We start from the raw sequence: 18,788 nt of genomic DNA on the forward strand, positions 1-18,788 counted from the left end.
TAGTTCTAGTTGTCGTCGGTATTTTGATCTTATTATATTTTGGTGGTTTTTATTTATACGATCAGTTTGAAATGAAATCCTAATCCTAAAAGAAGTCTCGAGTTATAGTCGAGGCTTCTTTTTTGACTAAAGGTAGTGGTGGCGACATCCACGAAACTAATTATATCGTATCTTTGCGAGTAAGGTGCAAGGTATATGCATATAGGACCATAGCACCGATGAGGAGCACAGCTTGTGTTTTTACCATGGTGAAATCAGGATGTTAGCCGGATAGTTTACATATTACACTTCTGCTAACATAGGATAATCCTATTTCAAATGAGCGGAGAAACGTTATGAGTACAATCAAAGTTACCCCTGAACAACTACATCACGTATCGAATCAGGTGGATCAAGCCAGACAACAGTTAGAGAGTATACGAAGTGACCTGACGAGACAGATCATGTTCGTTCAGATGATGTGGATGGGCGCGACGCAGGAGCGATTTTACTATGAGTTCGAGCAGTCACGACCTATACTGGATAAAGCGCTTGAGAGTATGGTGAACACATCCAAGGAATTGAAGGATATCGCCACGCGTTTCCAAGATGCAGATGCTCAGAAGGGAAGTCTGGGTGGTGCCTTTGGAGCAGTCGGTGCCGCAGTTATGATGACCAAGTCAACAGGTGCTTCAGGTTTGGGTGACAAGGGCTATCGGATGGCGTATAACGCGATGCTTGGTAAAATGATGCCTGTGAATGAGAAAGGTGTTACGGATCAGGCTGCCCTTCAGGCTTATGAGAGGGATCAGGGACATCTGGACTTGAATCGTATGCAAGCTGTTAACGTTGAACCGCCTGGGGAAGATATTTTTGCATTACAGATCAAGGCGTTTGAGAGGGGCATTCATCCTACGACAGGAGAACCTGTTTCGGATAAGTATGCTCAGATGATGGTGACCTCTCTGAAGTTTAGTCAGATATTCATGGGGATTCAGATGGTTCGTGGGAGTATGCCAGGTGGTAAAGGGCCGTTTCGATTGCCTTCTTCTAATCCTGCTGTGGCGAAAATTAAGAAGCATATTGAGAAAGCTGAATCGGAAGCGAAATTAGTTAATAAGCCAGCGGAGAGAGCAACAGAGGGAACACCAAACTCGCCTATCGTCGGGGACCTTTCTAGAGCGCAACAAAGGAACCTTACAACATTAGATAATATAGTTGATAAGCATCTTACTGAGATGGATTTTTCGGGTACTTTACGTGATTTACAAGGAAACCCAGTGCCGAACAAAAAAACAGGTGGGTATTGGAATCATTTACAAGAGATGCAGGACTCATACAAAGGATTAAGTAAAATAAAACGCGGATTGGAAGGTTCTCTACAGAACCCTAATCTATCGCCTTCACTGAAAAGTACATTGGAGGGGGCATTGGACAAGGCCAATACTAATTTAAAAAAAATCGAGGATTTATTTGAACCATTTGGAGGAATAAAATAAATGAGTAAATTAATTAAAGAAATATATTCAATAGATCAAAATATTCAGACTGATAACTCTGATTCACCTTTGGATCATTGGTACGATAGACTTATTAATAAGAAAGTGAGTGAGCTTGACTTAGAAGATGTTAGTAGAATGTTGGGCCAACATGTGCTTATAGATCTTGGTATAGAAAAGGCTATAGAAATTTTATCAGAAGATCCTCTTGCTGGGGAGATGTATGATGGACATCTGTTGAAGCTTCTTTATTCTATTGAAACGAATAATTTCAGAGACTTATCACAACTAAAAAGATTACTCCAGACTATCAAGAGAGATCTTTCTCAATTCGAATGGGCTGATGAAGAAGATCAGGAAGAGTACGCTGAATTATTAGAACTTTTTTTGAAAAAGGTTGGCCTTTAAAATAATGAAATAAATTTAGACCTTAAATTTGAGCTTCACAAAAAATGGGTTGAGACTAGTGGTCAAGAAGGTGAGAAGCTAAGATTACAGGAAGTTGATTTTCAACATTATGAGTTAACTGGTGTGTGTGTTTGGAACAATCGTATATGACTAGCTGTAATTTTGATAATCTTAGTCTGAACAACATGGATTTCCATGCCTCAGGTTTAAGTTCGTCAACTTATAACGATGCAGAATTAGTAAATTGTGATTTTTATAAGTCGGACCTATCTTATACTGAATTTTCTAATGCAACTTTGCGAATTTCCATAGCATTAATGTCGGCACCCCTGACAATCCAACAGTCCTTCTAGGTCAAGATGCAGCAAAATGGTTAGAAGCTATTGTGGGAGAATGAATTTTAAATTATATCTTAAAGACAAGTACTGAATTTAAATTAACGGAGTAGGCATGTTGATAACATATATGGAATTAGATTCTTTTAAGGAATACTTACTAAAAACTGTAGATGAATTATCCACCTATCATAACGAAGTATTGGGTGAAAACAGTAAATTCATAATTACTCCGATTGAGGAGCGGGGTAAATCTTTAAATTCTACAGACGAATATCTTTACCGGGGAATGTTAAATTCGAATAATTTAGATGGACGCGAGTTCGATATTGATTCTGTTATAAAGATGTTGGGTTGTAGAGTACCCTTGTGCCCCCTTTGGGTAAAAGATTTGCTTAAAGAAGTCAGGGCGGAAGCACCTGTAATTGAACTGCAGACGAGTTTAAGATTTCGTAAACCAAGTTTGTTACAAAACCGAGAAACGAGACATCCTCCGTTCATAGCAGTTCTAGAGTCCTTAAACTAATAAAGAAGAGGATAACTAATGGGAACCACTGCATTTTTCTTAACGGAGCGTGAAAAGTATACGCCAGAAAAGTTTTTGTCTGACACTATGACTGCAGCATTTAACTCCGACAACCGGATTATTTTTGATAATCATAAAAACCTTAAAAATGGAAAATTCTCTTCTACAACGTTGAACATTCTGGCTCATTCCTACAACAGCGACGATAATAATCATCAATTCATTATGTATGTGAAGTCAAAGGAAAATAAGAGTGTAATATTCGGTGACTATGAAGATCTTGATTTAGATCCTGAGCACGAACTCATTCGAGTAGGTACAATAGAAGAAGTGTTTGGAGCAGAAGAGGTCATTCTTCGTTTCGTTTATGAATATCTGAATCTTAATAGATCCGACTATTTTTGGGTGTCTGATTACGATTGGGTCTACACTTGGGAAGACATACAAAAGATATATTCAGAGACTTATGACTCTGATTGGTGCTATAAAGATCCGAAAATGATTTGAAAATTGTAACCTAGATTCCGTCTACATTTTTTATATGGTTCCCGGAGGGAATAGTATGGATTTAGCATTGTATCTATTTTATAAAAAAGACACGAAGCAATTAGCAGATTTACTATTGAGTTCTCTAAAAGATTTTTCTCAGGAGACTCTTATGAAATCGAGGAATGGTTATTACACGATTGCCAATCCTAACTTCTCAGTTATCGTACAAGACGATGATGAGTTAGTGGGTTTTACAAGAAAAGAGTGGAATTTAAATATTAATTATGGTATCAATATTTCCGTTTTCTCACGCTCACCCGAAGAGGGATTACAAATCATATTTCAAGCGATTGATACTCTAACAGACAAATTAGATGAGGATATTGCATTGACAGATAGTGAAACTGGTGTGATCTTTCTGCGGTCTGATGGTCAACTTGTCATTAACTCGCATTGCAGAGAGAACCCTGATATCTATGATTGGCCTTATGATTTACTGGATGGAAACTTTATTGAGAAGGATATGGCAGGGTTGATTTAAGGAAGCTGGGAGCTCACTTTCAAAAGGATATCTTCACATTTCGAACGGGTTAATGTATAGAATCGGTCAGAGTACATTTTTATTAAACCGGTTTCTTAGGAAGAATGGTCTTTAAAGTTCGAAATTGATAGTAAGTCATATACTACGAGGTAATTTAATGGCTAAAACACAACATAGTAAATGGCTGAGGTTAGTAGGTAAGGACGAAAATGAACTAAATTGCCCTAATTGTGGGCATTCTAATATACACTTTCAGTATGTCGGAGATACACGGTCAAGAATAGGGTTTTTAGATATATGGTGTGATTCTTGTATTCATGGGATTCATATCTCTCGTACCAAAATTCCTGAAGGTGTAGATATGATCTCATTTGAAGAGGAAGATGAGTATTATAAGCGAGTACCTAAGTTGATTCTGGTAGAGCGAGGGTAATGCTCTTTAAAAGCGTTGGAGCGTTGATGAACTATGAAAGAAGAAAAAGTTAATGACTTTTATTATGTTGGATACGAGGGGCATCCGGAAATATTAATTCTCTTTGAAAGCCCTACTCAAAAGAATGTTCTAAAGATATGGATTGGATATTTTGAGACATTATTGGATCTTATGTGCCAGTATGAGTCTACTGACAATGGTATTCTACAAGAATACTATGCCCATGAAGGTTGGTATGAGGAAAGTCCATGGGAAATACAGGACCTTGATTCAGCTATTCATTTATTTAAGTCTTTCAATATGAGTAAAGTAACTGGTGAGCAAATAGAGAATGTTAAAAATATTGTTCCTACTCTCCCAGAAGTAGCACAGCAGATATCAACATTTTTAGAATTAGCCAAAACGAACGGTAGTAGCGTGTATATTGAATATGACTGATTGAGATTAAAGAACATACTTTAAAACGATAACGCAGTTGCCAGGGCTGCGTTATTTAGTCGTTACCTTGTATGTAACTCTAATAGGTTTAATAGTTAATCGAGAGGAGAGCAATACATGGGGCATCTACTAACCAAAGCTATTGAACGATTATCGTCTATTTCATTTGAGGATACAGAAGATAGCTCACTAGAATCTTCTTCTCATGTTTTGATTAAAGAATATCTTAGACGCGTTAATCAATTATTAAACGAGATGGATGCTTCAATAGATCAATATCCCCTACTTAGTTTGGCTAAAATTCTTGGGAAAGCTATAGATGAAGAGGTATATCAAGCTTGTTCAGAACTGGACACACTAGGAAATCCTTATGTAAAGCTAATTTGCTGCGGTTATTTAGAAGTCTCCGAATCAGCAGATCAGGGAGTGGACGAAGCAATTCAATACCTCGACCTCTACGAACCAATGCTAAAACTCTTTGAACGAGGTTGGAGTTTCATCATAAGACAAGGTGAGATGGTTGTAGGTAGTTCAGCTTATCCTCTTAAGTATTGGAGACATTTCAACATTTCAGTGCAAGATATTAGCGACATCGAATAGGATCCTGTTGATCAGAGGGGGGAGAATAATGTCCGTAGGTCTATACAGATATAACGGTGATATGGAAGACCGGAATAGTGAGCTGACACTCAGTGAGAATATCGCTACTCAGGAATTTTATGATGAGTACTGGGAGGCAGCAATACATGAATTAGGAATAATCCTGATTCGGGATGGATCTAAAATATATTTTCACCAATTAGAAGCTGCTGTGGTTGAGTTAAAACGATTAAGTGAGTGGGCAAAGGAACATTTAAACGGGAGTGAGTTAGATTATATGACGGGTAGAATTGAAAATTTACTAGATATATTGCCTAGCGCATTTATTAGTGAAAGTACAATTCTGTATATGTTCTGAGGGTGATAGCTTGATGTGGGAATTTATTAGTATTGAGTAGTTGTCTCTATAGGGGGAGGTATTAATGAATCAATTATATAAAGGTATAGAAAGGATAAACAGCATCAATTGGAGTACTTCCGGTGGAACAGATGAGCCCTCAAACATGGCATTATTACAGGAGTATATTAGAAGAGCAGCAATCTTGACCACTACATACCATTTGAAAACATCGTATCCCTTCTTCAACGCTTCTCGTGCGTTCGGATATGACGTTGATCTGGATATAACTGAAAAATGTCCTCAGTTAAAGGAATTGAAAAACGGTTTCCTAAAAGGAATGTGTGAAGCATATTTGGAATGGTTATTATTATTTGATTCCGGGAATGAAATTGCGCTGGAGTTTCACGATTTGTATGAACCTTTGATTCTTTTAATCGAAAGGGGAGGAACCATTAGAAGAAAGCATGGTGAGATTATTACAGGTGGTTATGCTTTTCCTCTAGCAAATGCCGAATACATGTCTAAACAGGCACCAATTGATATAAGTGATGAGGGACTGGAGGCCTGGTCGCACCAGTGATTTCTTAGATAAGTCGTATAGCTCTAGCTCAAGCATTAAAAAGGTTAGAGGAGTGAGAGCATGAATTTTGATATCGTTGAGATAAAGGACTACTATGACACGGAAATAATTAATTATGACTTTACTAATCTAAAAGATTGGGGCATAAGTGAAGAGAATGCTCTATTTTTAATCGACATAGGAGTTCCAGAACAATATGATGATTTTTCCTTTTATGAATCTGAAGCTTTCCAAGTGAAAGTTATTGAAGGAGAGGAATATATTCAGATTGGTCACTTCGCAAGTTATGGTATGCGTGACTCGTATGGTCTCTATCTAAAACAAGGGAGCGATATGTTTTTCGCAACGTCTTCATTGGATAAGTCCAACGTATATATGCTCAACAAGAATTTGGGAACCTTCTTTTTGTTTCATCTAATTAAAAGTGAGCTGGCAACTAAAATGAGACTGGAAGGTACATATACCTCAGATGAGTATGCCGGAGGACTTCGTGGTTATTTTGAGAATATTGATCCGATAGCAATGAAGAATGAAGAAGGTTACTGGTCACATATGCTGGAAGACTACGAAACTGGGTTATAACTCTTCGAGAAAATTTTGCATGGTATCACCTGTAAACAATTCCGGAATGCAAATGAAAGGCCCACTAATAAAGCCCTCATATGTAACAAAAAACATGAAGAATCCGCTCTCATCCGAGAGTCGGATTTTTTCTCGTTCTAACACCAATATAACTCTTGTCAAAACGTAATCATTACGATATGATAATACTCATTGTTTAGATCATAATGATTACGATTAAGAGAGAGGGGCATTACCTTGAATAAAAAGACGCCACTGCTAGCGCTGGTCTCCTTGGCCTTGAGCGCTGGACTGTTGAGCGCCTGCGGATCATCTGAGTCCAGTCCCGCTGCGCAACCATCCACCGATAATAAAAATGTTCACTTCCTATATAACTTCTCCACGAGTTCGCTAGATCCGCATGTCGATTCCAGCTATGTACCGCTGCGCGCGGGCATTACGGAGACTTTGGTGCGTCTCGATGAGGAGAATCTGACGGTTGCCCCATGGCTCGCCGAGAGCTGGGAGAGCGAAGACGGACAGCATTGGACGATTGACCTGCGAGATGATGTGACCTTCCAGAATGGCAAGCCAATGACGGGTGAATCCGTTAAGGCATCCCTTGAACGTGCACTGGAAGAGAATGTAGCCATCCAGAACGCACTGAAGATCGATACGATTGAAGCTGAGGGCGACAAGCTGGAGATCACTACAACTCAGCCGTTCCCGGAGTTTGCTTCCGAGCTGGTGAATCCGAACACGGCGATTATCGACGTGAGTGAGCCGGACATTGTGAACAAGCCGATTGGTACGGGCCCGTTCAAGCTGACCTCTTTTACCCCAGGTAGCAAGCTGCAACTGGATCGCTATGATGAATATTGGGACGGAGCATCGCCTCTGGATTCCATCACGTTCTCATTCAATGAGGATGCCAATGCCCGCACACTAGCGCTCAAATCTGGGCAGGTAGATATCGTATACCGTCCTGAAGTCGAAAGCCTCGAATCGCTCAAAGCGATGGACGGCATGAAGGTTGAGTCCACATCGACATTCCGCGTGCATCAGCTAACGATGAACATGCAGCGGGAGAGTATGAAGGACCTCAATGTCCGTCGTGCGCTGGACGCGCTGATTGACCGTCAGGGTATCGTGGACACGATCCTGCTCGGCTACGGTGAAGCTGCTATCGGACCGTTCCTGCCATCGTTGCCATTTGCGCCAACCTATACGGATACAGCAACGGAATCTGGAGCTGATGTGGCTGTAAAATATCTGGGCGAAGCAGGGTACACCCTGCAAGACGGCGTGATGACCAAGGATGGCAAACCACTGCAGCTGACGCTGCTGACATATTCAGCCCGTGCGGATCTGCCGCTGATCGCTCAAGTGTTCCAATCTGATGCGAAGAAGATCGGGATCGACGTGCAGATTCGCCAGATTGACACGCCGGAAGATTATATGGCATCCAACCGTGACTGGGATATTGCAACGTACAGCAATTTGACGGCTCCACGTGGGGATGCTGGTTATTACCTGAATGCGACATACCATCCGAAGGGTGCGCTTAACTTCAGTGGATCGGAAGACCCGGAGCTGACCAAGATTATCGACGAACTGAATCTCACAGTTGCACCGGAGAAGCGCGCAGAGCTTGCCGAGAAGGCAGCCAACTACGTGCATGACAACGTGCTGAACTCATTCGTTCTGCATCCAGGTACGATTGTTGCCTACAACGGCAAGAAGATCAAAAACTGGGTTACCACCCGCAGTGAATATTACATGATTACCAATAAGCTGGATGTGATGTAATGTTTCGCATTTTGCTTCGAAAGTTCCTTGAGGTATTTATCTTTCTGTTGTTCATTATGTTTGTGAGTTTCCTGTTCATTCGTCTGGCTCCCGGTGATCCCGTACTGACGATCCTGAATGTGGACGAACTGTCCGTTAGTCAGGAGCAGGTCGAAGCTGTACGCGAAGAAATGGGCTTCAACGATTCGCTTCCTGTCCAGTTTGGCAAATGGTTGCTCGATTTCGTTCGACTCGACTTCGGCGTATCGTATTCGACAGGCCAGCCTGTCATGCAGACCCTGATGCGTGCGCTGCCAGCTACGGCTGAACTGACGATAGGTGCACTGCTGGTCATGCTCGTTATAGCGATCCCGCTCGGCTCGCTATCAGCGCTCCATCGTGGCAGTTGGATTGACCGCGGCAGCCGCATGCTCTCCATTGTGGGGGCGGCGGTGCCGAGTTTCTGGCTGGGTCTGATCCTGATCGACATGTTCGGCGTACGCTTTGGCAATCTGCCGACCATGGGCCGGGATGGATTCACATCGCTTATTCTGCCATCTTTGACGCTGGGACTTGCCATCTCCAGCGTTTATGTGCGTCTTTTGCGTTCCAGCCTATTAGATTCACTGAGTCAGGAATTCGTCCGTTCCGCCCGGGCAAGAGGGTTGTCGGAGGGTCGGATCTTCATGCTTCATGCGTTTCGCCACAGTTTGCCGCCTGTCATTACGGTATTTGGGGTCAGTCTCGGCAGCCTGATTGGCGGAGTCGTCGTGATTGAAGTGTTGTTCGCTTATCCGGGGATCGGCAAGCTTGTCGTTGATGCCATCCGCCAGCGTGATTATCCACTGATTCAGGGTTACATCCTGATCATGGCTATCGTGGTATTCATCGTGAATACGGCGGTTGATCTATCGTACCGTTATTTGAATCCTGAAATGAAACTCAAGGAAAAGGAGGCCCACCGATGAAAACCACTTCCCTGCCCATTTCGCCTACAAAATCTAAAAAACATAGCTGGCAGGCGATCATTGGTCTGCTGTTTGTACTGCTGGTCATCGCGGCCTCCTTATATGCCTTTTTATACTTAAAGCATGATCATACCTTAACCGATCTGCGCGGACGATTGCAGGGCGCAAGTGCTCTCCATCCGTTCGGTACCGACCACCTGGGCCGCGATGTGCTGACACGTCTGCTGCTTGGCGGCGGTCAAACGCTAGGTTATAGCTTACAGGCACTCGGTGCTGCACTGCTGATTGGCATTCCGTTTGGCTTGATCGCAGGATACAAACGCGGCTGGGTCGACAAGCTGTTCATGCGGATCGCGGATGCCTTTCTTGCTTTTCCCGATACCATTGTCGCGATTGTGCTAAGTGGCCTGCTAGGGGCCGGAATCGGCAATCTGGTGTTGGCGATCGTGATCGTGAAGTGGGTTAGTTATGCACGTCTCGTTCGGAGTACGGTTTTATCGGAGTCCCAAAAGGATTACATTCGCATCGCCCGGACCAATGGACTTTCGGACGGTCGTATCATGAGAAAACATCTGCTTCCACATATCGCAGGGCATGTGCTCGTGCTGGCCAGTCTTGATCTGGGCAAAATCATCCTGCTCATCTCATCATTGTCCTACATCGGCCTAGGTGCACAACCGCCAACACCTGAATGGGGAGCGATGCTGAATGACTCACGGCCTTACTTCCAGTCACGGCCGGAGCTAATGATCTATCCGGGCCTCGCTATTGTCTCGGTAGTCCTGCTTGCCAACATGCTGGGCGACTATCTGCGAGACCGCTTTGATGTGAAGAAGGAGGTGCAGCCGTGATTCTCTCCATTGAGGAACTGAGCATCTCCAGCCGGGATCGGACTATTGTAGATCGAGTCTCTCTGGCTGTTCGCGAAGGTGAATTCATGGCACTCGTTGGACAGAGCGGTAGCGGCAAAAGCCTGCTCTCGCAAGCCATTGGTCGTCTGCTGCCGCCCAACCTGCATGCGTCGGGGCGAGTCATGTTCGAAGGCAGCAACCTGCTCGAACGGAAGCCAAAGGAGATGCGCGCCCTGCGGGGAAGCCGCATCTCGTATATTTTTCAAGACTACCAAGGAGCGTTTACGCCATTTCGCAGCATTGGCGGACACTTTGATGAATACCAGAAGGTTCATGGGGAGAAGTCTTCTGCCACCCGCAAGAAGCGGGCGGAAGAAGCATTGGAATCGGTTGGCCTTGGCGCTGAATTACTGCGCCGCTACCCATTCCAATTGAGCGGTGGACAGCTTCAGCGGGCCTCCATTGCCACATCGCTAATGCTCTCTCCTCGTCTGCTGATCGCAGATGAAGCCACGACGGCGCTCGATAGTGTATCCGGGCATCGCGTGTTGGAGTTGCTGGCACGCAAGCAAGCAGAGACGGGCTGTGCAATTCTGTTTATCACGCACGACTGGCGCCATGTACGTCGCTATGCCAGTCGTTTGGCTGTTATGAAGGAAGGGCAGATCGTCGAATCGGGCGGCAAGCATCGCATTCTTGACCATCCCCAGCATGAATATACGCGTCAGTTAATCGAGGCAGCTCCCGTTCTGAGCCGCTCACTGAAGTCGGGATTGAAGGAGGCGGGAATAGAATGAAGACGAATACAGATGAAGAACGCCGTGGACTCGTGCAATCCGAAGAGTCGGTTGAGCGAAGCCATGACCTTGCTACAGGCGCAAACCATACAGAGATAGACCATGCAGATACAGACAATGTAGTTATAGATACTGCCGTTGCAGATCATGCAGTCACAAATGCCACAGATACAGATCATGCCGATATAGATGTGGAGATAGAGAGATCCATTGCAAAGACTTCTTCATCATTCAGCATCTCCGCAGACCCCGTGCTTCAGGTGGAGCATCTCAGCCGAACGTATTCAGGTGCAGACCGACCCGCTGTGAATGATATCTCCTTTACCCTGAACCGCGGCGAGTGCCTTGGCCTAGTTGGCGAGAGCGGGTGCGGCAAGAGTACGCTCGCCCGCTGTCTGCTGCGGATTGAAGATGCAGATACAGGCTCAATTACACTGGGCGGACAGGATATCGCGCGGCTGAGCGGTCGACGGTTGCGACCTCATCGGCGAAAGATTCAGATTGTATTTCAGAACCCAATGGCTGCACTGAATCCAAAGCTCAAGATTGCCGACTCGCTAATCGATCCGTACGAACAACTTGGACGGGACGCAGAACTGTCCCACTTTACCTACACGTCAAAGGATGCTTACGTGCAAAAGCTGCTTGAAGCGGTCGAGCTTCCTAGCGATATAGCTGGACGTTATCCGCACGAGCTAAGTGGTGGACAGCGTCAACGGGTCACGATCGCGCGTGCCATTGGCATTGAACCGGACGTTGTTGTTCTGGATGAGCCGACGGCCAGCCTGGATGTGATCTCGCAAGGTGCCGTTCTGCAGTTGCTCACCGATCTGCGGACAGCGCTCGGTCTGTCATACGTGTTCATCTCGCATGATTTGGCCGCGGTACATCGCATGAGTCAGCGCATCATTGTCATGCGGGAAGGCCAGATCGTTGACCGCTTTGGCGCAGATGCGTTGTTCGCTGAAGAACGCCATCCGTATACAAAGGAACTGATTTCGATTTTCTGAGTACTCCCGGAAACGCCGGGGGTGGTAAGGGTTAATCTAAAATATATAGCCGCCATGCGAAGCGATTCGTAAGCGGCTTTTGGTGCATCCATTTTCAAGACTAAATAAGGCTATAGAAGATTTTATGTGCCAAGTCCTACTAAAACCGGGCTCCTTTCTTTGTTTTGAACAAATAAATCTTTCAGGCCTATAACCGGGCTAACGTTCCGATGTAAACTAGCGTATACTGATGGAATAGCAAATATCTTGAAATTGCATATTTAAATTGCTCTATATTATTGATACACTAGATCAAGGTATATTCATTCAGAGAAGGTGCGACCCCGTTCAAGAATGGGCTTGCTGCAAATGCCAAATCGATAACGCTTACATCCTTTTGGCAAATATAGGATATAAGGACGGTAGACATGAGCCAGGGACAAACGAGTACAGATGTGATCTTGATTGGTGCCGGAATTATGAGTGCAACTTTGGGAACTTTGCTAAAAGAATTGGCACCAGACTGGAATATTAAGGTTTTCGAAAAGCTAGCCACTGCAGGAGAGGAAAGCTCCAATGAATGGAATAATGCCGGAACCGGGCATGCTGCATTGTGCGAACTTAACTATACCGTTGAACGACCAGACGGAACCGTAGATATTAGCAAAGCGATTAAAGTGAATGAACAATTTCAGATCTCAAAGCAATTTTGGTCCTATCTCGTCAATAGCCGTCTGATTCGTAATCCGCGGGACTTCATTATGCCGATTCCTCATTTGAGTTATGTACACGGAGAGAGCAACGTCCAGTTTTTGAAAAGACGTTATGACTCTTTATCGAATCACCCGCTGTTCGCAGGCATGGAATTCTCGGATGACAAGAAAGAGCTGGCGAAATGGATGCCGCTGATGATGAAAGATCGTACAAGTAATGAACCTGTTGCGGCGACCAAAATTGACTCCGGTACGGACGTTAACTTTGGTGCTTTAACGCGTATGCTAATCGGACATTTAAAGGAACAACAGGTGGCGATCCACTACCAACATAGCGTGAAGAATATGAAACGTACCAGCGATGGACAATGGGAATTATCCGTGAAAAACCTGAAGAGTGGTGCAGTCGAACGCCATAAGGCAAAATTCGTCTTTATCGGCGCGGGCGGCGGAAGTCTGCATTTGCTCCAGAAGACGGGCATTCCGGAAGGTAAACATATCGGCGGATTCCCGGTCAGTGGGATCTTTATGGTGTGCAAAAATCCAAAAGTCGTGGAACAGCATCACGCCAAAGTATACGGCAAGGCTTCGGTAGGAGCTCCGCCGATGTCGGTTCCACATCTCGATACTCGATTTATCGACAATAAGAAGTCACTGTTATTCGGACCGTTTGCCGGGTTCTCGCCGAAGTTCCTGAAGACGGGTTCCAATGCCGACTTAATCACGTCGGTTAAAATGCATAATCTGCTTACGATGCTCGCAGCAGGTGTCAAAGAAATCTCTTTGACCAAGTATCTGATCCAACAACTGATGTTATCCAAAGAACAACGTATGGCAGAATTGCGTGACTTTGTTCCGGGTGCGAAGAGCGAGGATTGGGATATGGTTCTGGCAGGGCAGCGTGTGCAGGTCATCAAGGATACCGTCCAAGGTGGCAAGGGTACGCTCCAATTTGGTACGGAAGTAGTAACATCTGCAGATGGAACAATTGCGGCTTTGCTGGGTGCATCACCAGGTGCGTCCACCGCGGTTCAGGTCATGCTTGAGATTCTTCAGCGTTGCTTCCCGCAGCATATGGAGGCATGGGAGCCGAAGATCAAGGAAATGATTCCTTCCTACGGCATATCCCTTGTGGAGAATCTGGATCTGCTCAAAGAGGTTCATTCTTCAACAGCCAAAGCGCTGGGGTTATCGGATGAAAAACATGTCCTTCACGTATAGCGATTAATCTAATCGTGTTAGATAATGATTAAGCCCAAAAAGAGCTAAGCCGGGATGAAGCCCGTGCTTAGCTCTCTTTTCGTTTTATATTAATATGACTGAACTTGGAGCTGAACCTGAACCCGAACATGGGCATGAATATATCCTTCACTATCGCGTTCACCTTAGACTTTATACGAAGCATACGGATACGGACTATACTGAATGCCCGTTATAGCGTTATAAAACTATCTTTCGCTCAGACTCCTGTGTTGCGGTCCAAAGGGATGACAAAGGAAACTTTCGTACCTTGGCCCGGTGAGCTGACGATGCTTAAGCCCTGTCCGTACATCTGAGTCAACCGGCGATGTGTATTGGTTAATCCAATGCCGCCAGTTCCGCCGGGACCTTTCTTGGGCCAAGCAAGTGCTCGTTCAATCTGCTCAGGCTGCATTCCTACACCATCATCCTCGATCTCGATTAAGGTACCCGTTGTTTGCTTGATAATCCGGATATGCACGGTTCCACCCTCAACTTTGCTGAGGATACCATGTCGTACTGCATTCTCAATGAGCGGTTGAATGGTGAGTGGCGGCAAGGATAGATCCAGATCATCGGGGATATCCCAGATAACGTTCAACCGATGCATGAATCGTTCTTTCTCAATATAGAGATAGGCACGTGAAAGATCCAGCTCATGTGAGACCTCAACCATTTTCTCCGAATTGACAAAATGAAAGCTGGTCTGAAGATACTCGATAAAAGCATCGCCCAGTTTCTGCATGCGCTCCGTGTCCATTTCACTAAGCACCATGATGGAATTGAGCGTATTAAAAAGAAAATGGGGCTGGATCTGTGCCTGTAAGTAAGCAGCTTCCATGCGCAGCCGCTCATCGATAGATTGTTTCAGCACAATTAGGGATGAAATGCGGTGCCTCAACTCAACGGCATCAACGGGCTTGGTGACATAATCCGTAGCGCCGGCCATGAATCCGGCGTACACATCGGCTGGCTCATTACGGGCCGTCAACAAGAGAATCGGAAGCTCTGATACCGAATATCGCTTGCGCACGTTCTCAGTCAATTCATAGCCCGACATATGAGGCATCATGACATCAGCAATCAGTAAGTCCCAAGGCTCCATATCTAGTAACGCAAGGGCCTCAAGCGCGGAGGACGCAGGTTGAATGTGATAGGGTTCATTCGCCAGCATGGAGATTAGCACTCGCAGGTTCACAGGATCATCATCGACAGCAAGAATACGGGCGGCAGTCTTGTCCTGAGATAGGGTCTGCTGCTGCGGCTCTGCAATCGCGATTTCATCAAAGCTGTGAGCCTCCCATCGCTGTTCAGTCTGGTCAACCAGCGATGCGGCATCTTCCTGTGGAAGCGAGATCTGGAAGATTGATCCTTGCCCAGGTACAGATTGCACGGTGAGCTGGCCCCCATGGAGTTCGATGAGCTGCCTGCTGATATTTAGACCGAGGCCGATTCCCCCACTTAAGCGAGCTTCTGGAGTTCCCTGTTCATACGCCTCGAATATGCGCTGTTGTATCTCCTCACTTATGCCAACACCTGTATCCGAAACTTGAATCAAGACGTACTCTCCATGTTCCCGAACGGACACGGTAATTGTACCTTCATCGGTAAATTTGAGTGCATTATGCAACAGGTTGTAGAGTACCTGAACAAGTCTTCTCTCATCGGCCTGAATCAGCGGCAGTGAATCTGGAATATCCACCTTCATTTGGATCGGCCTACCCTCCGCCATGAATCGGAACATACCCATTACACCTGGAATGACAGATGCAAGAGATAATGGTTTCTTCTGAAGCTTAATACGTTTTTCCTTCAGGCGAATCACGTCAAGGAGATCATCAACGAGTTGGGACATGCGTCGGCCGATGGTAACTAACAGTTTCATGTCTTCTGCCTGCTGCTGATCACCTGATGTACGCCGTTCACGGACCGCGATACTCTCGGCTATGTTGATGATGCCATGCAGCGGTGTGCGAAGCTCATGAGCTGTATTCACCAGAAACTGATCTTTCTGTCGATCCTCCTCTTTGAGTTGTTCGTACAACTTCTCAATTTCGCTTGAATTACGGAAGTATTTCCTGAACCAATACGCGGCAAAGCCAAATATGGCCGCAATAACATCTATTGGATAATATACATTGGTAATTTCGCTAAGTGAGTTCACAATTCCCCATAGTACGCTGGATAAGCTGCTGGTTGCCGCAAATAACAAAAAGCTGGCGTCCCTTCGCCTCTCGGCAGCCATGCGGAAGAACAGGTACACCGACCAGCCGATAGCAAATAGGTATAGGAAATTAGAAAGTCCTGTCTCCAGCACATGGTAGACAAGGGTCACCGGTGCAATCAATAGAAATACAAAGTAGATACCAAGCACGCTGGCATAGGCTCGGAATAATCTACGTCCTTGTAGACTATGGGAGAAGCTTCTGGCCATCTGTAGAAGAAAGAATGCAAATAATGGATAGGACAACGCTTTAGCCTTAACGATCCAAGTGAAGTTGAGTGGAATCCAGCTCAATAAAAGGTTGTCGTGGTCGGAGGCGACTGTTAGGGCTGCTGCCAGCGTTAACATCGAGAACGTCAGCAGAGCGCGTTCCTTCCGGATAAACAGAAACATGACAAAGGCATATAGGCTGTGCAGCAGCAGTATGGCGAACGTAATCTTTTGCAGATCAATAGATAATCCACGTTCACTTCCAATGGCTTCTGGAGAACCAAAATAGAGAGAGCGCGTGATCCCTCCGCTGTAAGGATCGTCATAATTGGCTGTCTGCACTAAAAGATTCAGTTCGGTGGAACCGTCAAGCGCATAGGAAGTCGTAAATGCAGTCCTTTCCGGTCGATAGGCTTCGGCATGGGTGGCGGGTTGACCAAATTCGGCAACAACGGTCCCATTCATCTCGATAATGGATGAAGTCTGGATTTTCTGAGCCCAGAGAGAGACCTCCGTCACGGATGGGTCTAAAAGGATGCGAAGACGGTACGTTCCATATCCGAATGATGATGAGGATTGGGGCAACGCAGCTCTCCAGTCACCAGGAACTTGAATGCGCGTGGAGGGGTTATCCACTGTTCTAACGTCATGATTAGAGATTAACGCCTCAGGATAAAATTCCCATTCTCCATCAAGCGATATCGGTGAAGCGTTGGCGAAGTCCCAGCCTCGAAGGTCCAACACGCCTTCTGCGGGTTCAGGATGTGCGGGTATAGTGAAAGACTCGGACCATAACCAGCGAAAGCCAAGCAAAATAGTCAGGAATAGAAGCGACAGTAGCACATACCGGGGTATCTTTTTATAGATTAATGGTTTCATGGCAGATTTTAGTTTTCGACAGTTTACTCCAAATTCCTGCACGCCGTCTGGTAATGAAGAACATTTTTTTGAATACCGGAACATAGATTCTATATTCAAATGATAGCGGTACCACATCAGAATTTATGGTAAAATTATAGATTAAAGGATGATCAGTGAGCCAGAGGAGTTGTGCATATGAGAGTGATTTTGGTAGATGATGAATATCTCGCTCTGAGCAGGTTGAACAAACTGTTGGAAGAGAGAGAGGATTGCGAAGTTATCGGCTCTTTTCTGACGGCACAGGAAGCCATAGATCAGATCGAAATTCATCTGCCGGAAATCGTCTTCATGGACGTACAGATGCCGGGGATGAACGGGATTGAGGCAACCGAACGGATCCATGAGGTTTCCCCTGGAACAGAAGTTATTTTCACAACCGCATATAACGAACATGCACTGACGGCCTATGGGCTAGAAGTGCTGGACTATATTATGAAGCCTGTAACACGTGACCGTTTGGAAAAGACGATGAAGATGTATCAACGCCGAACGGTGCCCGCAAGTCTGAATATAGCAGAAGGCCCATCTATGGTCATCCGCTGTCTGGGCATGCTTCAGGTCCAACTGCACCCGAACGAGCCGCCCAAACATTTGAAGTTCAGAACAACCAAAATCAGAGAGTTATTTGCCTATTTGCTCCACCATCGGAACAAACCGATTAAGCGGGACACGCTACTTGAACTGTTGTGGCCCGAGTTGGATGAACGGAGAGGCATATCCAATCTGCATAGTGGCATCCATCGCTTACGCAGCATGATGAACGAATTCATGGGCGAAGACAAGATGTTCATTCGTTATCAGCAGTTTGGTTATCTATTGGAGACCGGAGAATTCAGGGTTGACGCGGAAGAATGGGAGAGTCGTCTTAACCGATTGTCTCTATTATCTTCGTCTACAATAGCGGAACATCGGCAAACCTCAGATCAATATGAAGGCAAATATTATGGCGAGGACGATTACGTATGGGCTGAGCTGGAGCGTCAGCGGTTGCATGCACTTTGGCGTAACCACGCCATGCACCTCGCAGAGTATTACATTGAACTGGGACAGCATACGGAAGCACTCACGTTATATTATCGGGTACAGCAATTCGAGCCTTCATTGGAGCAAGTTGGATTGGCGTTAATGAAGACCTATGATCGATTAGGCAATAAAGATCCTGTAATCGCTCAATATAATCAGTTAGTTACTGCGTTAGAGCAAGAAGCTGGCATACGTCCTGGTTTGGAAGTGGAGTTGTGGTACCAGCAATGGAAACAATCCAATATGTAATTGAAACAGCCTTGCAGCTTCATGTGCAGGGCTGTTTTTTTGTTGTATTTGTTATTGAAAGGTTTGGTAAGAGTTTGGTGAGAGGCT

19 protein-coding genes are annotated in these 18,788 nt (G+C 45.2%); 18 read left to right on the forward strand and 1 reads right to left on the reverse strand.

Annotated elements, in window-relative coordinates:
• Window positions 1–335: 335 nt before the first annotated feature.
• From MHH93_RS17245 to MHH93_RS17325, 17 genes are all read left to right on the forward strand, one after another.
• Complete coding sequence (locus MHH93_RS17245; RefSeq protein WP_500054987.1) at window positions 336–1,478, forward strand: WXG100 family type VII secretion target; 1,143 nt, start codon at window positions 336–338, stop codon at window positions 1,476–1,478.
• Complete coding sequence (locus MHH93_RS17250; protein ID WP_440390927.1) at window positions 1,479–1,886, forward strand: contact-dependent growth inhibition system immunity protein; 408 nt, start codon at window positions 1,479–1,481, stop codon at window positions 1,884–1,886.
• 185 nt (window positions 1,887–2,071) lie between these two features.
• On the forward strand, window positions 2,072–2,239 hold the full coding sequence (locus MHH93_RS17255) for a pentapeptide repeat-containing protein (RefSeq protein ID WP_500055131.1): 168 nt from the start codon (window positions 2,072–2,074) through the stop codon (window positions 2,237–2,239).
• 526 nt (window positions 2,240–2,765) lie between these two features.
• Window positions 2,766–3,254, forward strand: coding sequence for a hypothetical protein (locus MHH93_RS17260; RefSeq protein ID WP_500054988.1), 489 nt, complete (start codon window positions 2,766–2,768; stop codon window positions 3,252–3,254).
• A 55-nt stretch (window positions 3,255–3,309) separates the two neighbouring features.
• Entirely contained in the window at window positions 3,310–3,777 is a 468-nt protein-coding gene (locus MHH93_RS17265) for a hypothetical protein (RefSeq protein ID WP_500054989.1), read from the forward strand.
• Window positions 3,778–3,934: 157 nt separating this feature from the next.
• On the forward strand, window positions 3,935–4,210 hold the full coding sequence (locus tag MHH93_RS17270) for a hypothetical protein (protein ID WP_500054990.1): 276 nt from the start codon (window positions 3,935–3,937) through the stop codon (window positions 4,208–4,210).
• 33 nt (window positions 4,211–4,243) lie between these two features.
• A complete protein-coding gene (locus MHH93_RS17275; RefSeq protein WP_500054991.1) occupies window positions 4,244–4,648 on the forward strand; it encodes a hypothetical protein in 405 nt (134 codons plus the stop codon).
• A gap of 117 nt (window positions 4,649–4,765) precedes the next feature.
• Entirely contained in the window at window positions 4,766–5,248 is a 483-nt protein-coding gene (locus tag MHH93_RS17280; protein ID WP_500054992.1) for a hypothetical protein, read from the forward strand.
• A 28-nt stretch (window positions 5,249–5,276) separates the two neighbouring features.
• Entirely contained in the window at window positions 5,277–5,606 is a 330-nt protein-coding gene (locus MHH93_RS17285) for a hypothetical protein (protein WP_440390930.1), read from the forward strand.
• Between the two features lie 64 nt (window positions 5,607–5,670).
• Window positions 5,671–6,168: a hypothetical protein gene (locus MHH93_RS17290; RefSeq protein ID WP_440390931.1), complete on the forward strand. Its 498-nt coding sequence runs from the start codon at window positions 5,671–5,673 to the stop codon at window positions 6,166–6,168.
• 60 nt (window positions 6,169–6,228) lie between these two features.
• Complete coding sequence (locus MHH93_RS17295) at window positions 6,229–6,750, forward strand: SUKH-4 family immunity protein (RefSeq protein WP_500054993.1); 522 nt, start codon at window positions 6,229–6,231, stop codon at window positions 6,748–6,750.
• A gap of 237 nt (window positions 6,751–6,987) precedes the next feature.
• Window positions 6,988–8,538: a nickel ABC transporter substrate-binding protein gene (gene nikA / locus MHH93_RS17300; protein ID WP_500054994.1), complete on the forward strand. Its 1,551-nt coding sequence runs from the start codon at window positions 6,988–6,990 to the stop codon at window positions 8,536–8,538.
• Window positions 8,538–9,485 carry a nickel ABC transporter permease gene (nikB, locus tag MHH93_RS17305; RefSeq protein WP_500054995.1) on the forward strand — a complete coding sequence of 316 codons (948 nt, stop codon included), beginning with the start codon at window positions 8,538–8,540 and terminating at the stop codon, window positions 9,483–9,485. Before nikA ends, nikB begins: the two co-directional genes overlap by 1 nt.
• Entirely contained in the window at window positions 9,482–10,336 is an 855-nt protein-coding gene (nikC, locus tag MHH93_RS17310) for a nickel transporter permease (protein WP_500054996.1), read from the forward strand. The genes nikB and nikC overlap by 4 nt, the downstream gene beginning before the upstream one ends.
• On the forward strand, window positions 10,333–11,133 hold the full coding sequence (locus MHH93_RS17315) for an ABC transporter ATP-binding protein (protein WP_500054997.1): 801 nt from the start codon (window positions 10,333–10,335) through the stop codon (window positions 11,131–11,133). The genes nikC and MHH93_RS17315 overlap by 4 nt, the downstream gene beginning before the upstream one ends.
• On the forward strand, window positions 11,130–12,143 hold the full coding sequence (locus tag MHH93_RS17320) for an ABC transporter ATP-binding protein (protein WP_500054998.1): 1,014 nt from the start codon (window positions 11,130–11,132) through the stop codon (window positions 12,141–12,143). The genes MHH93_RS17315 and MHH93_RS17320 overlap by 4 nt, the downstream gene beginning before the upstream one ends.
• 407 nt (window positions 12,144–12,550) lie before the next feature.
• Window positions 12,551–14,056 (forward strand): malate:quinone oxidoreductase, encoded by a 1,506-nt coding sequence (locus MHH93_RS17325; protein WP_500054999.1) that lies wholly within the window; start codon window positions 12,551–12,553, stop codon window positions 14,054–14,056.
• A 238-nt stretch (window positions 14,057–14,294) separates the two neighbouring features.
• Here MHH93_RS17325 and MHH93_RS17330 read toward each other — a convergent pair whose 3' ends face one another.
• Complete coding sequence (locus MHH93_RS17330; protein WP_500055000.1) at window positions 14,295–17,351, reverse strand: hybrid sensor histidine kinase/response regulator; 3,057 nt, start codon at window positions 17,349–17,351, stop codon at window positions 14,295–14,297.
• Between the two features lie 213 nt (window positions 17,352–17,564).
• On the opposite strand from MHH93_RS17330, the gene MHH93_RS17335 reads away from it, so the two are divergent.
• Window positions 17,565–18,701, forward strand: coding sequence for a response regulator (locus MHH93_RS17335; RefSeq protein WP_500055001.1), 1,137 nt, complete (start codon window positions 17,565–17,567; stop codon window positions 18,699–18,701).
• Window positions 18,702–18,788: the final 87 nt, after the last annotated feature.

The sequence above is a fragment of the Priestia sp. FSL H7-0729 genome, assembly GCF_038005685.1.
Classification (GTDB): domain Bacteria; phylum Bacillota; class Bacilli; order Paenibacillales; family Paenibacillaceae; genus Paenibacillus.

Coding starts and splice junctions, on each gene's coding strand:
- MHH93_RS17250 (WP_440390927.1), top strand. CDS start 1,479: ATGAGTAAATTAATTAAAGAAATATATTCAATAGATCAAAATATTCAG.
- MHH93_RS17280 (WP_500054992.1), top strand. CDS start 4,766: ATGGGGCATCTACTAACCAAAGCTATTGAACGATTATCGTCTATTTCA.
- MHH93_RS17270 (WP_500054990.1), top strand. CDS start 3,935: ATGGCTAAAACACAACATAGTAAATGGCTGAGGTTAGTAGGTAAGGAC.
- MHH93_RS17265 (WP_500054989.1), top strand. CDS start 3,310: ATGGATTTAGCATTGTATCTATTTTATAAAAAAGACACGAAGCAATTA.
- MHH93_RS17290 (WP_440390931.1), top strand. CDS start 5,671: ATGAATCAATTATATAAAGGTATAGAAAGGATAAACAGCATCAATTGG.
- nikB (WP_500054995.1), top strand. CDS start 8,538: ATGTTTCGCATTTTGCTTCGAAAGTTCCTTGAGGTATTTATCTTTCTG.
- MHH93_RS17275 (WP_500054991.1), top strand. CDS start 4,244: ATGAAAGAAGAAAAAGTTAATGACTTTTATTATGTTGGATACGAGGGG.
- MHH93_RS17255 (WP_500055131.1), top strand. CDS start 2,072: ATGGATTTCCATGCCTCAGGTTTAAGTTCGTCAACTTATAACGATGCA.
- MHH93_RS17320 (WP_500054998.1), top strand. CDS start 11,130: ATGAAGACGAATACAGATGAAGAACGCCGTGGACTCGTGCAATCCGAA.
- MHH93_RS17325 (WP_500054999.1), top strand. CDS start 12,551: ATGAGCCAGGGACAAACGAGTACAGATGTGATCTTGATTGGTGCCGGA.
- MHH93_RS17245 (WP_500054987.1), top strand. CDS start 336: ATGAGTACAATCAAAGTTACCCCTGAACAACTACATCACGTATCGAAT.
- nikC (WP_500054996.1), top strand. CDS start 9,482: ATGAAAACCACTTCCCTGCCCATTTCGCCTACAAAATCTAAAAAACAT.
- MHH93_RS17335 (WP_500055001.1), top strand. CDS start 17,565: ATGAGAGTGATTTTGGTAGATGATGAATATCTCGCTCTGAGCAGGTTG.
- MHH93_RS17295 (WP_500054993.1), top strand. CDS start 6,229: ATGAATTTTGATATCGTTGAGATAAAGGACTACTATGACACGGAAATA.
- MHH93_RS17285 (WP_440390930.1), top strand. CDS start 5,277: ATGTCCGTAGGTCTATACAGATATAACGGTGATATGGAAGACCGGAAT.
- MHH93_RS17260 (WP_500054988.1), top strand. CDS start 2,766: ATGGGAACCACTGCATTTTTCTTAACGGAGCGTGAAAAGTATACGCCA.